The following is a 19,058-nucleotide window of genomic DNA, read 5'->3' as shown; positions in this document are numbered from 1 at the left end:
TTAAGCCTGATCGTTTATTCAAAAATTCATATAAATATTTGTATAAGTAAAGAATCCTCTTCCGCAGCAGAATGTAGATTTGCTGCTGTATCCTCCTGCAAAAACATGCGCCCCCTACCCGATGAAACCCGCAACCCTTGGCAGATTCTAAGCTCCGAGGTAAAATACCAGAACCCGTGGATCAGCGTGCGGGAAGACCAAGTCCTGAACCCGGCCGGCGGCCGCGGCATTTACGGCGTGGTCACGATGAAAAACAAGGCCTTGGGCATTGTGCCCGTCGATGCGGAGGGCAACACGTGGCTGGTTGGCCAGTACCGCTACCCGCTCGACGAGTATTCTTGGGAAATTCCGATGGGCGGCGGCCCGGTGGAACTGGATATCCTGGCTTCGGCCCAGCGGGAGTTAAAAGAAGAAACGGGCCTGACGGCCCGCCGCTGGACCAACATTGCCCGGTTGCACACGTCCAATTCCGTCACCGACGAGGAGGGTTTCGTGTTCTTGGCCGAAGACTTGGAGCACGGCGCCGTGGAGCCGGAAGAGACCGAAGAGCTACACCTTTGGAAGCTGCCCTTGGCCGAAGCCGTGCAGATGGTCATGGACAACCGCATCACCGATGCCATCAGCGTGGCCGGCCTGCTCAAGGCCGAGCGCGTCCTGCTGACCCGCCGCTAGCTGTCGGCAGCGGCCCGCAGCATGTAGGAGTCGCCTGTTACCTTTGTAAGCATGCGCCGGCTGCTTCACTTTCTCGGTCACCGCTTGTACACTACCTGGGCCACGTTCTGGTTTGTGTTCCCGTTTCTTGTGACGTACCCGCTGCAATGGGCACTGTCGCGGCAGCCGCGGTGGCACCGCTACCTACACGGGCTAAACCGCTGGTGGTCCATCCTCTTCATCCGCATGTGGGGCATGCCCGTGTCCGTGGAGCGGCGGGGCACTTGGCCGGCGGGGCAGCCCGTCGTGTACGTACCCAATCACAGTTCCTACATCGACATTCCGCTGCTGTTCAAAGCCATTCCGGGGCACCTGAACATTATGGGCAAAAGCTCCCTGACCAAGGTACCGCTCTGGGGTCCGATCTTCGGGCGCGGCTATATCAGCGTCGACCGCACCAGCGCCGTTTCGCGGGGCCGCTCGCTGGTCTTGGCGCGGCAGTCGCTGGAAGCCGGGCGCTCGGTGGTCATCTTCCCCGAAGGGGCCATTGCTCCTAAGCCCGGCGAGGAATTGTTGCCGTTCAAAGACGGCCCGTTTCAGCTCGCCATTGCCGCGGGCGTGCCGCTGGTACCCGTCACGATGCCCTACAACCACCGCTTCATGCCCGACGTGAAAGGCCTGCGCGTGCGCTACAGCAAGCTGCGCATCGTGCTGCACGAGCCCATTCCGACGGCGGGCCTTACCGTAGCCGATATCCCGGCCCTCAAGGAGCGCGTGGCCCGCGCCATCACCAGCGAGTTTGACCCGGCCGCGGCCGGCATTCCGCCCGCCAGCTTGATGCGACCCGCGCCTGCCCTGAACTCTCCCAAAACCCCGGCTGTTCGCTAGCTTGCATCCCTTCTGACCTCCTTTTCCGCTTCCCGTGAGCACCGACCTGAATACCCTGCGCCAGTTGGCCCACCTCTCCCGCCTCGAGTTCAACGAAGGCAACGAGCAGAAAATGCTCGCCGACCTCAACGAGATTCTCAACTGGGTAGAGCAACTCAATAACCTCGACACGAGCAACGTCGAGCCGTTGATTCACCTTTCGCACGAGCTAAACGTGCTGCGCTCGGATGAGCCGCGCAACACCGTCAGTCACGCCGAGGGCCTGAAAAATGCTCCTCGCAAGGATTCGGATTACTTCCGCGTACCCAAAGTTCTGGAATAGCGCGTGGCCGTAGACTCCTCGGCGCGCCCTTTGGCCCGCCGCTTTCTGCTCGGTGGCCTCAGCGTCTTGGTGCTGCTGCTGCTGGGCCTGACGCTGTACAGCTACGTAGTCGGCGACGAGCATACCCTTCCCGTGGGCACGGTGGCCCAACTGGCGCCGGTTCCCGTTACCGTAGCCCGGCTGCCAGCCGGCCCCGACAGCCTGCCTTTGCAGGCCAATGGCTACACCATTACGCAAACCTACGACGTGGGCGGTCCGCAGCTGTGGCCGGCCGCGGCGGCGGGCTGGTGCGCCGTGCTGGCCCTGAGCTTGGTGGCGTGGCTGGCCGTGGTCAGCCAGCAGGCCCGGCCGGCCTTCGTAGCGGGCACCGTGCCGGTTATCTTCTTGCTGATGTCGCTGAACCTGGATGCGCTGGGCGTGTTTGGGGAGCAGCAGCAATACTTCCTGATCCTGACGCTGGCCGCCCTGTTGCTGCCCGCCTTTTTCCTGCATGCCTTCTTTGAGCGCGTCGGGCTGGGCTGGCGCCTGCTGCTGTTCGCCGCGCTGACAGCCGTGCTGGCCGCAACGTTGTTTGCCCGCTCGCCGCAGTCGGCCTCGTATGTGGTGCTGCACCTGGCGGCTTCGGGTACGGTGGCGGGCGCGTCAGCCGTAGCCCTGCTGGCGTTGTGGCTGGGCAGTGAGTTGGTTTACGGCTTGCTATGGTTCAACACGCAGGGTGCTAGCCCGCGCGGCCGGTTTGGGCTGCTTCCTTTTGTGCTGTCGAGCGGGCTGCTGCTGGGCATTATGGGTCTGTACTACTGGAACGGCGGAGAACTGGCCGTACTGCCCGGCGTACACCTGGACCCTTTCTTGCTGCTGTTGCTGGCCGCAGTGGTGGGCTGGTGGAGCCTGCCGCGGCGCCTGCCCACTTACCAGGCTTGGCTGTCGTTGGGTGCGGCTGCCCCGCTGTACCTGGTGCTGGTGCTGCTGGCCATGGCCACCGTGGCCTACACCGCGGCTACGGCCAACACGCCGCTGCTGCAAGCCGGCCGCGAAGCCGTCAACCTGATTCTGGTGGCGCTGAGCACGGCTTTCTTCCTTTACGTGCTGCTGAACTTTGCCCCGCTCATCCAGCAAAAACTGCAGGTGCACCGTGTGGCATACGATCCGCGCCGCATGCCGTTTTTTACCGTGTACTTGCTTGGCGCTGGCATCATTGCGGCGGTGCTCGTGCGCAACAGTTTCGACGTGGTGTACCGCGCCCGCGCCGGCGAGTACGTTCAGCTCGGCGACCTGACCCGCTACCAGAGCGAGCAGCAGCCTGACAATTTTTACCTCGCGGCGCTGGCCGAGCGCTATTACGCCGAAGCCGACCAACTGGACCCGCGCAACGCCCGGGCCGCCTTCGGCCGGGCCGCGCTGTACCAGGCCCGTTCCCAGCGCCAGAATGAAATCAACATTCTGCGCACGACGCTGCTGCGCGCGCCGAACGAAAAAGCCTTCTTGCGCCTCGCCGCACGCTTCGATCAGCCCTCCGACTTTTTCGACCGGCAGCAGGTGCTTCGCCAAGCGCTGCGCGCCTTTCCGATCAGCCCCCGGCTGAATGCGGAAATGGCGCAGCTTTACACCCGCTCGGCACTCTCCGATTCGGTACAATACTACACGCGGCGGGCCCTCGTGGCCGACGAAGACAACCCGGTGGCCCGCACCAACTGGCTGGCGTTCCTGCTCAAGAACCAGCAGCTGGATGCTGCACGTCAATCGGTAACGGAAGCCGCGCGCCCAGCCTGGCCCGCCTGGCAAAACAACGCTTGGCTCCTGGATCTGCAGCAAGGCCGCTTTCAGCCGGTTGCCGCGGCCAAACCGGCCATCGACTCCGTACTGACGGTAGCCCAGTTTGCCCAGCTGTACCACGTGGGCTTGGCGCAAGCCGCTCGCCGTGACACCACGTTGCTGCCCCTCGTGGAGGAGCTGCGCCGCGTGCGTGGCAACGACGCCTTTGCCGATCAGCTGGCGTTTCTGCGGGGCCTGCAGTTGCTACGCAGCACCCGCCCCGCCCTGGGCTTCGATCAGCTTGAAGCATTGGCAGCGGGTGCATCGGCTGGCTACTACCAACAAGTGCTGGGGCTTTACCTGCTGGAGCGGGGCCTCTACCCGAGCGCAGCAGCGCGGCTGCACGATGCCGAGCTGACTGGCCACGCTGAAGCAGCCTTGCCGGAAGCCTACGCATACTACTGGGCCGGGCAGCCCGATTCGGCCCGCTTGGCGGCGCAACGAGCCGCGCGGGCCATGCCGGCCGCAGCACCGGTGCTGCAGCGGCTGCTCACCGGTGCCGCCCCGCGTCCGCCCGCCCCGGCCCGCCCCTCGGCTACCGCTTACGCCCGGGCTACCGCGCAAGCCCGGCAAAACCCCAAGGCGGCTGCCGTACAGTACCGTCGCTTGGCTCAGCTTGATCCGTTCGACGAAGCGGGAACGTTGCAGACTGCCGATTTCTTTGTGCGCCACCAAGAACCCCTCACCGCCTACGAGCTGACCCGCCGGGCCGTGTCCTACAATCCGGAGTCGGTACCACTGCTGAAAAGCTTTGTCATGCTGGCCGCCGACGCTGGATTAGCCGAATATGCGGCCGATGCACTAACCAAACTTGGCACGTTGCTTCCATCCACAGAATATACTATCTTTCGTAGCCAATACGACAAGCGGCGCGCCATCCACCAGGCCGCCGTAGCACCCTGGAACTAACCCCAAACCCATGCTGCCGCCTGTCATTCAAACCTCTAACATCTCCAAGGTGTACCGGATGGGCACCGAGGAAATCCATGCCCTGCGCTCGGTGACCATCAGCATCCCACGCGGCGAGTACGTGGCCTTCATGGGCCCGTCCGGTTCCGGCAAGTCGACGCTGATGAACATTGTCGGCTGCCTCGACACGCCCACGACCGGCAGCTACATCCTCAACGGCAAAGACGTAAGCCGGATGACCGACAACCAGCTGGCCGACGTGCGCAACCGCGAAATCGGTTTCGTCTTCCAGACTTTCAACCTGCTGCCGCGCGCCACGGCCCTCGACAACGTAGCCCTGCCGCTGATCTACGCGGGCTACTCCAAGTCGGAGCGTGAGGAGCGGGCCATGGAGTCGCTGCGCTCCGTGGGCTTGCACGACCGCGCCAAGCACAAGCCCAACGAGCTGTCGGGCGGACAGCGGCAGCGCGTGGCCATTGCCCGGGCCCTCGTCAACAACCCCAGCGTGCTGCTGGCCGACGAACCCACCGGTGCCCTCGACTCCAAAACCAGCTACGAAATTATGGAGCTGTTCGAGGCGTTGTACGCCAAGGGCAATACCATTATTATGGTGACGCACGAAGAGGACATTGCCCGTTACGCGCACCGCATCGTGCGCCTGCGCGACGGGGAAATCGAAACCGACCTGCCCAATCAGGACGTGTTGTCCCACCGCGTAATTGCGCACTCGTAGGACGAAAACCCTTTTTTGTAGTCTATTGGCTTTCAACGACGTGCCCCGGCCCCTGGTCGGGGCATTTCTTTTCCCGTAACTTTCGGTGTATTCAGCCCCGGCTCGGTGGCTGCTTTTCTTCCCTACTGCGTCTGTACCGTTTCCGTGAAAATCTACACCCGCACCGGCGACCAAGGCCTTACCTCGCTTATCGGCGGCACCCGCGTACCCAAGTCTAGTTTACGCATTGAGGCGTACGGCACCGTGGACGAGCTGAACTCCTGGGTCGGCATGGTGCGCGACCAGGAAGCCAACCTTCCACACCGAAGCTTGCTCAAGCACGTGCAGGACCGCCTCTTCACCATCGGCGCCACCTTGGCTTCTGATCCGGAACGCTCGCGCATGCAACTGCCCGACCTGCTGGAGGCTGACGTGCTGGAGCTGGAGCTGGAAATGGACCGCCTGAACGAGGTGCTGCCGGAGCTGCGCAACTTTATCCTGCCCGGCGGGCACCCGGCCGTTTCACAGGCCCACGTCGCGCGCTGCGTATGCCGCCGGGCCGAGCGCTTGGCTATTGCGCTGCGCGAAGACTCGTTCGTGCCCGAGCTGGTGGTAAAATACCTGAACCGACTTTCCGATTACCTGTTTGTGTTAGCACGCTGGATGGCCCAGGCCCTCGGCGCCGAAGAAGTAACCTGGCAACCCCGCCAGCAGGCGTAGCGTTTCAGCAGCCCCTCCCCTTTCGCCTTTTCCCCTGCATTCCCCCCACCGCTTTTCCCCCACAGTCATGCTAGATACGCTGACGATTCGCACGCAGCGCACCCCGGCCTCGCGCCTGGGCGAGCTGGATCCGGCCAACATCGAATTTGGCAAAACCTTCGCCGACCACATGTTCGTGGTAGACTACGCCAACGGCGAATGGCAGGAGCCGCAGATAGTGCCCTACGGCGACATTGCCGTGAGCCCGGCCAACTCGGCCTTACACTACGGGCAGTCCATTTTTGAAGGCATGAAAGCCTACCGCAGTGTCTCCGGCGAGGTGCAGTTGTTCCGCCCGCAGGACAACTGCCGCCGCCTGAATCTCTCGGCCGTGCGGATGTGCATGCCGGAAATTCCCGAGGAACTGTTCATGCAGGGCCTCACGCAGCTCGTGCGCCTCGATGCAGATTGGGTGCCCTCGCAGGAAGGCTACTCGCTTTATATCCGTCCCTTCATGTTCGCCACCGACGGCCTGCTCGGCGTGCGCCCCTCCGATACGTATCGGTTCATGATCATCACTTGCCCGGCCGGCGCGTTCTACAACAAGCCGCTGCGGGTACGCTTCGAGGAGAAATATGTACGCTCGGCTGAAGGCGGCGCTGGTTTTGCCAAGAATGCCGGCAACTACGGTGCGGCCATGTACCCCACCAAGCTGGCGCAGCAGGAAGGCTACAACCAGCTGATCTGGACCGACGCCTCCGAGCACCGCTACGTGGAAGAGTCGGGCACGATGAACGCCATCTTCGTCATCGATGGCCGCGTGGTAACCCCGGCGACCAGCTCGTCCATCCTCGATGGCATTACCCGCAAGAGCGTGCTGCAGTTGGCCCTCGACTGGGGCCTGCCCGTGGAGGAGCGCAAAGTATCGGTGCACGAAATCGTCGAGGGCCTGCAGAACGGCACCCTCACCGAAGCTTTCGGCGTCGGCACTGCCGCTACCATCGCCTCCATTGCCGTCATGGGCTACGAAGGCACCGACTATACCCTGCCGGCGCTGACCGATGAGTCGTTTTCGCGGCGCGTAGGCACGGCACTGGATGCTATCCGGTACGGCCAGGCTCCCGATCCGCACAGCTGGATGGTGCGCGTATAACGGGCTACTTTCCAAGCGTTGCCCGCTGCCGGCCCGACCGGTGGCGGGCAACGCCGTTTATCGGCCTACCTTTGCCCTTACCTGCTGCCGCGCCGGCAGCCCAGGCGTGGCCCAAAGCGCCTGCATTTTCTCACCCGCTACCCTTTCCGCGCAGACATGACTGCAGACCAAGTGAAAGACCTGAGAGGCCGTGTGGAGGCCTTGAGGAGGTACCTTTGACTACGATAACCGCAAAGCCCAGGTAACCACCCTGGAACAGCAAAGCCAGTCGCCGGGCTTCTGGGACGACTCCAAGAAGGCCGAGGCTACTTTAAAAGAGCTCAAGGGCATCAAGGTGTGGACGGATGATTTCGACACCGCCGCAAAAACGGTGGACGACCTCGACGTGCTCTTTGATTTCTACAAGGAAGGCGAAGCCACCGAGGCCGAAGTCAAAACGGAATACGACCACGCCCTTCAGGTGGTGGAGCAGTTGGAATTTAAGCGCATGCTATCCAACGAGGAGGACCAGCTCTCCGCCATCATCGACATTAATCCCGGCGCGGGCGGCACCGAAAGCCAGGATTGGGCCGAGATGCTCATGCGCATGTACATCATGTGGGGCGAGAAACACGGCTATACGGTGCGCGAGGTGAACTACCAGCCGGGCGAAGGCGCCGGCATCAAGTCGGCCACATTGGAAATTGAGGGCCAGTTTGCCTACGGGTACCTGAAAAGCGAAATCGGCGTGCACCGCCTGGTGCGTATCTCTCCCTTCGACAGCAGCGGACGGCGTCATACCTCTTTTGCATCGGTATTTGCCTATCCCGTGGTGGACGATACCATCAACATCACCATCAACCCTTCCGACATCACCTGGGACACGTTCCGGGCCGGTGGCGCGGGTGGGCAGAACGTGAACAAGGTAGAAACCGCCGTGCGCCTTACGCACGCGCCCTCCGGTATCATCATCGCCGTACAAATTGAGCGCAGCCAGCTCATGAACAAGGAACACGCGCTGCGCATGCTCAAGTCGCGCCTGTACCAGATCGAGATGGACAAGCGCAACGCCGCCCGGGCCGAGGTGGAAGCGGGCAAGAAGCGCATTGACTTCGGTTCCCAGATTCGCAACTACGTGCTCCACCCCTACAAGCTCATCAAGGACATCCGCACCGGCGTAGAACGCACGGATGTGCAAAATGTACTGGACGGCGACTTGGATGATTACATCAAGGCTTGGCTGATGCAGAACTAAGCGAAAATACCCGATCTGTTTTGCCCGGTGAGTTCTCCGCCGCACAAAAAAAGGCTGTCATTGCTGACAGCCTTTTTTTGTGGGTTACTACCGGGATGCTACTAGCGCACGTCCCAGAAGATCTTGGTGGTTACCGCGTCGCCGCCGATGCTCGAGGCAGCTGCGTTGTAGCTGGTCGTGTTCAGGTTTTGCTCCTGCACCGGGTACGGGAGGCGTACCGGCAGCTCCGACAGAGCGTTGGCGGCACGCGTCAGCGAGGGCGCGTCCAGGCGGCGGTATTCGCGCCAGGCGTCCACCGGCTGGTTGTAGAGCGCCAGCCAGGCTTGCGTACCGATTTTCTGGCGGTCGGTGCCGGTGGCGGTGGCGTAGGCTACATCCGGGCGGGCCAGGTAAGTGGCAATTTCCGCGTCTGAGTTGCCCCACTCTTCCAACGAGGCCCGTACGCCAGCGCGGTAGTGCGACTCCTCGGTACCGGTGATGCCCGTGAAGCCCCGGTCCAGCGCGTCGGCCAGCAGGAACTCCACTTGCGCGTACGAGAGCAGTACGCCCGGCAGCGTCGGATCCATCAGCTTCATGCCCGGCAGCGAGCGGCTGCGGCCGCTGTTGCTGCCGCCCGGCGTGCCACCCGTGTACACCAGCACCTGCGGATTGGAAGCCTGGCTGTTGAGCGTCGGCTGGAAGTAATCGTCCAGGCGCGGGTCGTTCGTCGATTGCAGGCGGTTGAGCAGCGTATTGGCGGCCACGAAATCGCGGCGGCCGCTGTTCACCAGGTCCTCGTACAGCGGGTTGGTATTGGGCAGGGCCGTCGAGAATGCCACATCGGCATTATCCTCGTTTGAGCTAAACACGCCGCCGTTGGTTGGGTTCACCGCCTCTTGTACCAGGGTGCGGGCCCGGCCGGCATCCACGTCGGCGGTGGTCATGGCCATACGCAGCTTAAGCGAGTTGGCCATTTTCAACCAGCCTTGCAGGTCGCCGCCGTACACCAAGTCCGAGGAGCCGAAGCCTTCGCCGGAAGCCGTCTTGAGCTTGGTGATAGCCGAGTTCAACCGCGCAAACAGGTCGGTGTAGATGGTAGCCGCTTTGTCGTAAGACGGCTGGCTCTGGTTGATGTTTAGCGCTTGGCTGTAGGGCACGTCGCCGTAAGTATCCACCAGCGTAGCCCAGGTGTACACCTCCAGCACCTCAATGACGGCCAGCTGGCTGTTCTTATCCGCCGCCGACATCAGCGGATCCGCCGTCACGATGTTGCGAGCTTCCTGCAGGTCGCGCAGTACGTCGCGGTACAGCGCGTTCCAGAAAGCCGTGTTGATCTGACGAGTTTCAATGTCGTAGCGGCTCTCGTCGAAGTACGTGGTCTGGGCCCAGTATTGAACGTAAAGGCGGAACGGATTCAGGTTAACACTGGTGCTGACCACCGTGCGCACCAAGTTGCGCTCCGCGTTGGCCACCAGCGTGGCTCCGGTTACTTTCGTAGCGGCCTTGGGGTCAATGTTGTAATCATCCAGCGAGTCTACGCACGAGGTCGTGAGCAGCAGCGCGGGCAGGATGGCAAGAAGTATCTTTTTCATGTTGGTCTTCTGAATAACGCCGGTTTCGACTAGAAGCTAAACCGAATGTTGCCCCCGATGGTGCGCACTGCGGGGTACGCGCCCGACGAGTAACCCTGGCCCAAGTTGCCCGAGCTCAGAGCATCTTCCGGATCAGCGTCGGGCAGGTTTTTGTGGATGATCCAAAGGTTGCGGCCCACAAGCGAGAGGTCGATGCCTTTCAGCGCCGACACCTTGTTAACCAAGGACGACGGCAGCGAGTAGGTCAGCGCCACCTCGCGCAGCTTCACGAAGCTGGCATCGTACACGAAGCCAGCCGTGGGGTTGTGCACGTAGCCGTAGAGGCCGTACTCGCTGTTGTCCACGCGGATATCGTTGCGCGAACCATCCTCCTTCACACCCGGCAGAATTACCCCGCCGCCCTGATCCAGGTCGTTACGCGAAGGGTTACCCAGGTCGTTCAGGCCAGCCGTTTCCGGCGTGAGGCCCGTAGCCAGGCCGTAGTAGCGGTCCAGCGAGAACACGCTGCCGCCCTTGCGTACATCCACCAGGAAGTACAGCTGCAGGCCTTTGTAGTTCAACGTGTTGGCCAGGCCGCCATTCCATTTCGGGTTGGGGTTGCCGATGACGTTGTTGGAAGTAGCCGTCTGCAGGTAGTAACCGTCGTCGCCCACCACGCGCTGCCCATCCTTATAGATGTAATCCGAGCCGCGCAGGGTACCGAAGGGCTGGCCTACGGTGGCGTTGGTCGAAATACCGCCCTGGTAGCTGGCAATCAGAATGTTGTCCACGCCGCCTTCCAGCGAGATTACCTCATTCTGGTTGCGGGTCCAGTTGGCGTTGACAGTCCACGAGAAGTTATTGGTCTTCACCGGAGTCACAAAAGCGGTCAGCTCCACACCGCGGTTACGCACCTCGCCGGTGTTGATGTAGCGCTGGTTGTAGCCCGTAGCCACCGATACGTTGGCCGGGATGATCTGATCCACCGTGTTCTGCTCGTACACCGTCAGGTCGAAACCTACGCGGCTTTGCAGAAACGCCATTTCCACGCCGGCCTCGATGCCACGGGTTCTTTCGGGCTTCAGGTCGGGGTTGTTCTTGATGCTGTTTACCGAAAACAGCGGCACGTACGTGTTGTTGGCCGGGAACGGCGTCGGCTTCACGTACTGGTCAAACACCACGTACGTCTGCGGACCGGCACCTACGTTGGCGTAGTTGATGCGTGCCTTACCATACGACAGCCAGGGCGTGTCCTTCATCAGCTCCGAGAAGACGAAGCCCAACGCGGCCGAGGGGTAGTAATAGGTGTTGTTCTTGGAAGGCAGGGCCGTGTTTTTGTCGCGGCGGGCCGTCAGGTCCAGGTACAACAGGTCGCGGTAGCCCAAGGTGGCGCTGGCAAAAATACCATCTACCCCGATGCGCACCTGGCTTTCGGTGGGCGGAATCAGCGGCAGCAAGCTGTTGTCGAGCGAAAACAGGTTCGGCACGGCCAGACCGCCGCTGGTGCTGGAACGGATCGAGTTAAACTCCTGGCGCCGGATATTGCTGCCGATCAACCCTTTGAAGCTGATCTGATCGGTAATCTGCTTGTTGAAATTGCCGATGAGGTCGTAGTTGGCTTCGAGCGAAGTGCGGTTGTAGCGCTTGTAAAAAGGCGACTCCGAGGCGCTGGTGCTGGTAATGGCCTGGCGCTCCTCCTGAATTTCGTCGTAGGTATCCAGGGTAATGCGGCCCAGGATGTCGAACCAGTCGGTCACCTTGTAGGTGGCGGCCACGTTACCGAAATAACGGTTACGCGAGTCGGATGAGAAGTTTACCTCGCGGGTCCAGTAAGGGTTGTCCCAGTAAATAGCGGTGCGCTCGTCCGGGTCGGTGTAGTTCCAGGTCAGGTTACGGCCCGTACGTTCAAAGGCAGCTTTCTGGTCCTTGATGTCTACGTTGGTCTGCCACCACTGACGGAAGTTGGTCATGAGGTTGCTGCTCCCGTAACCCGTGCCGTAGCGGCCGCGGCCGTCTACGCGCGTGTAGTTGATCGAGCCGCTGGTCGTCAGCTTCGGCGTGATGTTAAACGAAGCCGAGAGGTTAACGATGTTCTTGTTGACTTGGCTGTTGGGCAGAATACCACCGTCGCGGATGCTGCTGTAGCCTAGTTTGAAGAACCCTCGGTCACTTCCCCCGTCGATCAGGATGCTGTTATTAAGCGACAGTGCATTCTGAAAGATGCTCTCCGGACCATTTTTGGCGGCTACCCACGGCTTGGCTTTGCCGAAGTTGGGCGACTCCGGGTCGAAGGCGTCCCATTGATAGACCATGAGGTTCGGATCGAAGCGCCCCCCGTAAGAAGCGTCTTCCGAAGTCGGCACCACCAAGTCATCGATTCCGTCGCCGTTTACGTCACGCGAAAGGAAACGGCCGCTAGCATCTTCGTAGTAAGCGCCGTAGCCGCCGCCGTACTCTTTCTGGTACTTAATAAACGTGCTCTTGTCGATGCGACCTACCGTAGCACCTGTGTTGATAGTCACGCCCAGACCTTTGCGGCCCTTCTTGGTCGTAATCAGGATTACCCCGTTCGAAGCCCGCTCGCCGTACAGCGCAGTGGCAGCGGCACCTTTCAACACGGTGGTCGAAGCGATATCGTCCGGGTTGATGTCGGCCGCAGCGTTGCCGTAGTCGTAGCCCCCGCGGCCGGTCTGCTGGTCGCTGGTGTTGGTATTGGCGTTGCTGATGGGTACCCCGTCCACCACGAACAGTGGCTGGTTGTTGCCAAACAGCGACTTCGTGCCACGGATTGTTACGTTGGTCGAGCCGCCGAGCGTATTGCTCTGCCGAATCTGCACACCGGCTACCTTACCCGATAGCCCGTTGATGAAGTTTGTGTTGCGAGCTTTGGTGATGGTCTCCGCTTCCACTTGGGTTGCTGAGTACGGCAAGGAATTGCGGGTTCTTTCAACACCCAGAGCCGTTACCACTACCTCGCTTAATTGCTTGGTATCGGTATTTAAGCTAACATCCAGGGTTGAACTGCTACCGATGGCCCGCTCTATTGGTAAGTAACCAATTGATGAAAAGACGAGTGTAGTAGCCCCATCAGCTACGTTCAGCGTGTAGGTACCATCGGCGCCCGTCGTAGCCCCATTCGTGGTACCCTTTACCAGAACCGTCACACCAGGCAGGCCCTGCCCACTAGACGCATCAAGAACACGACCCGTAATGGATCGGCCCTGCGCTGCCGCTTCGTGCACCACCAAAGGTGCCACCAGCAGCGACGCCACTAGAAGTTTTTTCATTTGAAGAATGTGAGTGATGGTGAATGAGTGTGGCCAAACATAATCAATTTTATGTTCGACCGATAAATGCCCATCAACAAAACCCGTTTTTCATCCCTCTGGAAGAGAATTTTCAGTTCTTACGATGTTACAAACGCCTTATTATTAAGTATTAAGCCATGGTGCAGAGTACCAAACAATTTTTTTTACAACCCACTATATATCAATCACTTAACATTATATATTTTTTTTATCAATGAATTATCGCCGGCAACAACCAATTTGGGTTATAATTTTAATACAATAATACAGCATATAAAAATCATATACAGAGCTGATTCATCATTGAAATACACCAACGGAAGAGACCCATCTGCTTTGAGCACAGCTTATGAGTCCATTTACTACTCTTAGTGCTCCTACACGCATTTCATGTAGAAATACTCGTAATAAAGGCGTTCATATTGCTAATTCCGCAAATCCCTTAGCTATTTCGATGTCTCATCGCGCCAGAAGGGCTGAACAGGATCATAAATTGAATTATTCCCACAAATCGCCCGTGCTAAATTCCAAGAACAATACTTTACTTATTCCAAGAAACGCAGCCGCGTCAAGCAAAAATGGCCAATTATACGCACTAGAATTACGATAGTTGTACAGCTCTTAGCCAATACTTATAGATGTCAAATTATTTGAAGCCACTACGTACCCAATAATCAGTTGATAAAGAAGTTCCTATCCAAAAGCATAGAACGAATTAGTTCAATATGAAATATAATTAGTTATATAATATTTCTGTTACCGATAACACCCTCTTTCGTCATACCTGCTGTGATTAAGTCTGCACCAAACCATACGACTCACATGTTGGTGACATTGCACTCGAACTGCCTATATTAGCAGACTTATTACTAGTCCTATCCAAGTACCTTGCTAGCTGACTATGCTCCTGCATGCTCCGCTCAGTTTCCTAAGTACCGACACCACCCACACACAACTCCCTCCCTAACAACACACCCGTCAACCATTTTTTTACCGCATGAACAAACTTTTACTGGGCCTATTACCCTTGGCGGCTCTGGTGCACCAAGCACATGCCCAAACCCGGAACATTTCCGGACGCGTCACTGACCGTAGCACCGGTGAAGGAATTCCCGGCGTTACGATTGTGGTGCCAGGCACGACCATCGGCGTATCCACCAACGCTGATGGCACGTTCGTTCTTGACCTTCCAGGCGGAAGCAAGACCATTCGAGTCAGCTCCGTGGGCTACGAAACACTGGAGAAGAACGTCGGCAACGACTCCAAAATCAACATCGCGCTGGCCACCGACACCAAGATGACCAGCGAGGTGGTGGTGACCGGGTACGGCGGGTCGCAAGATGTAAAGGACATTACGGGTTCTTTCGCCAAGCTGGACCAAAGTAAGCTGACGTCGCAGCCGGTATCGAGCGCCGACCAAGCCCTGGCCGGCCGCATTGCGGGCGTGCAAATCACCAACACCAGTGGCACCTTGGGCGACGCCGTAACGGTGCGCATCCGGGGCATCAACTCCATCAACGGCAGTTCACAGCCGCTGTTCGTAGTCGATGGCATTCCGATGACGGAGTTCGGCAACATGAACATCATGACCGACGGGGTGCGTTACAACCCGCTCGCCGACATCAACCCGAACGACATCGAATCGATGACGGTGCTGAAGGATGCTTCGGCGGCGGCCATCTACGGCTCGCGCGCGACCAACGGCGTCATCCTGATTACGACCAAAAAGGGCAAGAGCGGCCAAGCCAAGCTGACGGTTAATGCGTCGACGGGCTTCATGGAAGCCGTCCGGCTGCCCAAGCTGCTGAACGCAACCGAGTTTCGGGACATCACCAACGAGAAGTTCCGCAACGCCGGCAAGCCAGAGCCGATCGTCAACGGGGATTCCGACGGCGACGGCGTGGAGGACGACACCGACTGGCTGAGCCAGGTTTACCGCCGCGGCCGCATGCAGGACTACCAGATAGCCCTATCCAGCGGCAGCGACAAAGGCAGCTATTACGGCTCGCTGGGCTATTCCGACCTGAACGGCTCGCTGATCCGCAACCGCCTGCGCCGCGCCAACGGCCGCCTGAACATGGAAGTAACGCCCAAGTCGTGGGTTAAAGCGGGTATCAATATTGGATACAACCACGCTTTGAACCAGGGCGTGCTCACCGACAAATACCTGGCCGGCGCCACCGTGGCCGCCTACAACGCGCCCCCGAACGTGCCAGCGTTCGACGCCGACGGCAACTACTACCTGAACCCTTCGCTGTACGTGGGCGACGGCAGGAACGTCACGGCGGTGATGGACCCCTTTGTGCTCAACCGCTTCTTCCACCCCATTGCCAACCTGAGCCTGCAGCGTAATGACAACACGCAGCGCCGCCTGCTGGGCAACGGCTACTTTACACTCACCCCGCTAAAGGGTCTTAGCGTAACGACCAAGTTCGGCCTCGATTACCTCAACAACTACGAGTATCAATACAGTGACCCCAGCATCGCCGGTTTGGGCTTCGAGTTTGGGGGTAAAGAAGGCAAAGGGGGCTTAGTCCAAAAGAACCGCGCTGATAATACCCTGACCACTTGGCAGAACTACGCAGCGTACTCTCGCCTTTTTGGCGATAATCACAACATCGACGCGACGTTGGGCTACGAGCAGAACTTGGAAACGTACGAATCGTCGTTTAACCAGGCCGCGTACATCTCGGACCCGAAGTTCAAGGACGTTTACTCAGGCTTGTTTGACGCCGAGCGCTCCAACCAGGGCGGCTCGCGCGACGTGACGGCGTGGCAGTCGGTGTTTGGTCGCTTGAACTACGCCTTCTCGGATAAGTACTACGCCACATTCACGGCCCGCCGCGACGGTAGCTCACGCTTCGGCACCGACGAGCGGTGGGGCTTTTTCCCGGGGGCATCGGCAGGCTGGCGCATTTCGCGCGAAGAGTTCATGAGCCGCTTCAGCTTCATCAACGACCTGAAGCTGAAAGCCAGCTACGGCTTGGTGGGCAACAGTGCCGGCATCGGCTCTTACGCCGGTGCCATCCTGATCGGCGGGCAGCCGTACACCAACCAACCGGGCTTCGGCATTGATCAGCTCAACAACCCGACGCTGCGCTGGGAAACAGGTAAGAAACTGGACATTGGCTTCGATGCCTCGGTGATGAAAGACCGGGTAAGCATCAACTTCGATTACTTCAGCAACAACATCGACAACTTGCTACTGGGCGTGCCCGCCGCTGCCCAAACCGGTATTCCGATCAACTTCAATATCGGGGCTCCGGGCTTGTTCCGCAACGTGGGCAAGATGTACAATCGTGGTATCGAGCTGACGTTGAACACGGTGAACCTGGAAACGCCCCGGGGCCTGAAGTGGACGTCTTCCTTTAACTACAGCTACATCGTCAACCGCATCACCGAGCTTTCTACGGCCGGCGATGTGATATACAACCCGTTTTCGCGGGCCAGCGTGGGCCACTCCATTACGGAGTACCGCATTCTGCCGACCGGCGGGGTGAATCCCAACACGGGCAACCCGCTGTTCTACGACGAAAACGGCGTGGTACGGGAGTACGACCCCAGCATCGCCGAAGCCGCAAGGCGCTGGTCCATCAACGGCCAGAACACCATTGACGGCAAGCCCGTGGGCGCCATCAACTCGCAGACCAACGGCACTTGGATTGGCAAGCAACGCTTCCCGAAGTGGTTTGGCGGCCTCGACAACACCGTTTCCTACAAGGGCCTGCAGCTGGAAGTGTTTCTACAATACTCGGGCGGCAATTACCTCTACAACCAGACACGTCAAAGCATGCTGACCAGTTTTGTCAGCAACAACTTCGTGGAAATCAAAGACCGGTGGACGACACCCGGCCAGCAGACCACGGTGCCGCGTCTCTACGTAGGTGACAACACCGTGAACCAGTCTTCCACACGCTTTGTGGAGAAGGCCGACTTCCTGCGGGTACGCCAAGTGCGCCTGTCGTACGTGTTGCCGGCTACCGTCAGCCAGAAGTTTGGCTCGTCGCGCGCCAACGTGTTTGCCATGGTACAGAACGCCTGGGTATTTACGAAGTACTCGGGCGCCGATCCGGAGGTAAATTCCTCGGGTAATGAAGGGTTGGCCAGCAACGTCGGCTACGGCATCGACAACCGCGCCAACCCGCAGGTACGCACGTTTACCACGGGTGTTAACCTGGATTTTTAATATTGACCTTCGCTTTTTCTTCCATGCGTTCCATACCGCGTTCCTTTTTTCACTTGTCCCTGCTGGGCCTGCTGCTGACGGGTACCAGCAGTTGCGACCTGCTGCAGCAAGATTCTCCCTCGGCTTTCTCGCCGGACGAGGCGTTCAGTTCGCCGGGTCGCATTGCCCAATCGGCTACGGGCATGTATGACGCCCTGCAAAACCGGGATTTTCTGGGTAGCCGGGCCCTCGTGTACAACGATGTTCGCTCCGACGACGTCGATCCACCCGGCCGCTTTTCCAGCCTGGCTACCGGCAACATCACCACCAGCGACGCTTTCGCAGCCGACGCGTGGACCGGCGGCTACCAGAGCATGTACATGGCCAACTACTTCATGCGCGAAGTAGATAAGCGCGGCGGCGGCGGCCTCACCCCCGAAGCATACAGCCAGTACATGGGCGAGGCCAAGTTTATCCGGGCGCTCTGCCACTTCACGTTGGTGAACATGTACGCCCAGCCGTATAAGTTTAAGCCGAACGGTGCACACCCGGGCATTCCGCTGCAGCTAACCGCTCTCGACGGCACGGAAGCCTACGACCCTAATCTGCTGACACCCCGCGCCACCGTGGCCGAAGTGTACAACCAAGTGGAACAGGATCTGCTAGCGGCGCTACAGCAACTGCCCGAATCCAATCCGCAAGGCGACATCATGCGTGCCAACAAGGATGCGGCCCGCGGGCTGCTCTCGCGCGTGTACCTCTACAAAGGCGAATACGATAAGGCACGTCAGTACGCGGAGCAGGTTATCAACGGTGGACGTCACCAACTCAATACCACTGCCTACGCCGAGTTTCGCACCATGGTGCCGCTGACCGACGGCAAGTATTTCACCAGCGAAGCCATTTTCGCCATTGCCATGTCGCAGAGCGACAACCCGAATACCAACCACGCCATTGGCAACCACTACGCGCCGGGCACGGGGGATATTTCGGTTTCGTGGTTCCGCAACCAGTTGCCTGGGCCCGCTCCGACGCCCACGAACCCGAACCCGACCAACACGGCGGCCAACACCGACCTGCGGCGCCTGCAGCTGCTGGAGCGGCGCGGACAATTCTTTTGGACGCGCAAGTATGCCTCTTTGCTGGAAGGCAGCACGGCCGTCAGCACGTCCAACGTAGCCGCTTGGATTCCCATCGTACGCTACCCCGAAATGCTGTTGACCTATGCCGAAGCTAAAGCCGAGCAAGCCAACGGCATCGATGCTGATGCACTGGCTGCCCTGAACCAAGTACGTAACCGGTCAAAGCCCACTTCAGCGCCGGTTTACACGGTCGCCAGCTTCAGCAGCAAGCAGGATTTCATTGAAGCCATCCTGCGGGAGCGGCGTTACGAGCTGGCTTTTGAAGGGCACCGTTTATTTGACCTCTTCCGGCGCGGGCGGAACGTTCCCGCGCACGGCGGCAACGATCTGAACAACCCCCAGGTACCTGAACTGCCTTATGGCAGTACGCGTGCCGTACTGCCCATTCCGCCCAATGAAATTGCCCGTAACCCCAAACTTGAACAAAACGACGGTTACTAGGACTTCAATAACTTGATTATAAATAAAAAGCCGATCCATTTTCTGGATCGGCTTTTTGCTTTTCAAAGCTCC

Annotated in this window: 12 protein-coding genes; 10 read left to right on the top strand and 2 right to left on the bottom strand. The window is 59.4% G+C overall.

From position 1 onward, the window contains the following. Positions 1-105 precede the first annotated feature (105 nt). From ACYVKQ_RS20150 to prfB, 8 genes are all read left to right on the top strand, one after another. Positions 106-672, top strand: a complete 567-nt coding sequence (locus ACYVKQ_RS20150; protein WP_460677160.1) for an NUDIX domain-containing protein — start codon at positions 106-108, stop codon at positions 670-672. 51 nt (positions 673-723) lie between these two features. Continuing rightward, complete coding sequence (locus tag ACYVKQ_RS20145) at positions 724-1,539, top strand: lysophospholipid acyltransferase family protein (RefSeq protein ID WP_460677159.1); 816 nt, start codon at positions 724-726, stop codon at positions 1,537-1,539. A 34-nt stretch (positions 1,540-1,573) separates the two neighbouring features. After that, positions 1,574-1,861 carry an Asp-tRNA(Asn)/Glu-tRNA(Gln) amidotransferase subunit GatC gene (gene gatC, locus ACYVKQ_RS20140; RefSeq protein ID WP_460677158.1) on the top strand — a complete coding sequence of 96 codons (288 nt, stop codon included), beginning with the start codon at positions 1,574-1,576 and terminating at the stop codon, positions 1,859-1,861. Between the two features lie 3 nt (positions 1,862-1,864). After that, positions 1,865-4,582, top strand: coding sequence for a tetratricopeptide repeat protein (locus ACYVKQ_RS20135; RefSeq protein WP_460677157.1), 2,718 nt, complete (start codon positions 1,865-1,867; stop codon positions 4,580-4,582). Positions 4,583-4,592: 10 nt separating this feature from the next. Next, entirely contained in the window at positions 4,593-5,315 is a 723-nt protein-coding gene (locus tag ACYVKQ_RS20130; protein ID WP_460677156.1) for an ABC transporter ATP-binding protein, read from the top strand. Positions 5,316-5,459: 144 nt separating this feature from the next. Further along, entirely contained in the window at positions 5,460-6,014 is a 555-nt protein-coding gene (locus ACYVKQ_RS20125) for a cob(I)yrinic acid a,c-diamide adenosyltransferase (protein ID WP_460677155.1), read from the top strand. A gap of 67 nt (positions 6,015-6,081) precedes the next feature. Then, complete coding sequence (locus tag ACYVKQ_RS20120; RefSeq protein WP_460677154.1) at positions 6,082-7,146, top strand: branched-chain amino acid aminotransferase; 1,065 nt, start codon at positions 6,082-6,084, stop codon at positions 7,144-7,146. 156 nt (positions 7,147-7,302) lie between these two features. After that, positions 7,303-8,380 (top strand): peptide chain release factor 2 gene (gene prfB, locus ACYVKQ_RS20115; RefSeq protein ID WP_460677153.1). Its coding sequence is split into 2 segments (ribosomal slippage): positions 7,303-7,353 and positions 7,355-8,380, totalling 1,077 coding nucleotides; the frame shifts between segments, so codons are not numbered across the junction. Between the two features lie 101 nt (positions 8,381-8,481). Here the strand turns inward: prfB and ACYVKQ_RS20110 are convergent. Both ACYVKQ_RS20110 and ACYVKQ_RS20105 read right to left on the bottom strand, forming a co-directional pair. Continuing rightward, positions 8,482-9,951, bottom strand: coding sequence for a SusD/RagB family nutrient-binding outer membrane lipoprotein (locus tag ACYVKQ_RS20110; RefSeq protein ID WP_460677152.1), 1,470 nt, complete (start codon positions 9,949-9,951; stop codon positions 8,482-8,484). A 29-nt stretch (positions 9,952-9,980) separates the two neighbouring features. Then, entirely contained in the window at positions 9,981-13,217 is a 3,237-nt protein-coding gene (locus ACYVKQ_RS20105; protein WP_460677151.1) for a SusC/RagA family TonB-linked outer membrane protein, read from the bottom strand. Between the two features lie 1,018 nt (positions 13,218-14,235). Here ACYVKQ_RS20105 and ACYVKQ_RS20100 point away from each other — a divergent pair. After that, positions 14,236-17,424 carry a SusC/RagA family TonB-linked outer membrane protein gene (locus ACYVKQ_RS20100; protein WP_460677150.1) on the top strand — a complete coding sequence of 1,063 codons (3,189 nt, stop codon included), beginning with the start codon at positions 14,236-14,238 and terminating at the stop codon, positions 17,422-17,424. A gap of 23 nt (positions 17,425-17,447) precedes the next feature. Beyond that, complete coding sequence (locus ACYVKQ_RS20095) at positions 17,448-18,986, top strand: RagB/SusD family nutrient uptake outer membrane protein (RefSeq protein WP_460677149.1); 1,539 nt, start codon at positions 17,448-17,450, stop codon at positions 18,984-18,986. Positions 18,987-19,058: the final 72 nt, after the last annotated feature.

Source organism: Hymenobacter coalescens (genome assembly GCF_054783195.1).
This window is presented reverse-complemented; position numbering and strand designations above follow the sequence as displayed.

Bases quoted from the DNA above. Each gene is read 5' to 3' on its own strand.
- ACYVKQ_RS20150 (WP_460677160.1), top strand. From the start codon at position 106: ATGCGCCCCCTACCCGATGAAACCCGCAACCCTTGGCAGATTCTAAGC.
- ACYVKQ_RS20105 (WP_460677151.1), bottom strand. From the start codon at position 13,217: ATGAAAAAACTTCTAGTGGCGTCGCTGCTGGTGGCACCTTTGGTGGTG.
- ACYVKQ_RS20145 (WP_460677159.1), top strand. From the start codon at position 724: ATGCGCCGGCTGCTTCACTTTCTCGGTCACCGCTTGTACACTACCTGG.
- ACYVKQ_RS20130 (WP_460677156.1), top strand. From the start codon at position 4,593: ATGCTGCCGCCTGTCATTCAAACCTCTAACATCTCCAAGGTGTACCGG.
- ACYVKQ_RS20110 (WP_460677152.1), bottom strand. From the start codon at position 9,951: ATGAAAAAGATACTTCTTGCCATCCTGCCCGCGCTGCTGCTCACGACC.
- ACYVKQ_RS20100 (WP_460677150.1), top strand. From the start codon at position 14,236: ATGAACAAACTTTTACTGGGCCTATTACCCTTGGCGGCTCTGGTGCAC.
- ACYVKQ_RS20120 (WP_460677154.1), top strand. From the start codon at position 6,082: ATGCTAGATACGCTGACGATTCGCACGCAGCGCACCCCGGCCTCGCGC.
- ACYVKQ_RS20095 (WP_460677149.1), top strand. From the start codon at position 17,448: ATGCGTTCCATACCGCGTTCCTTTTTTCACTTGTCCCTGCTGGGCCTG.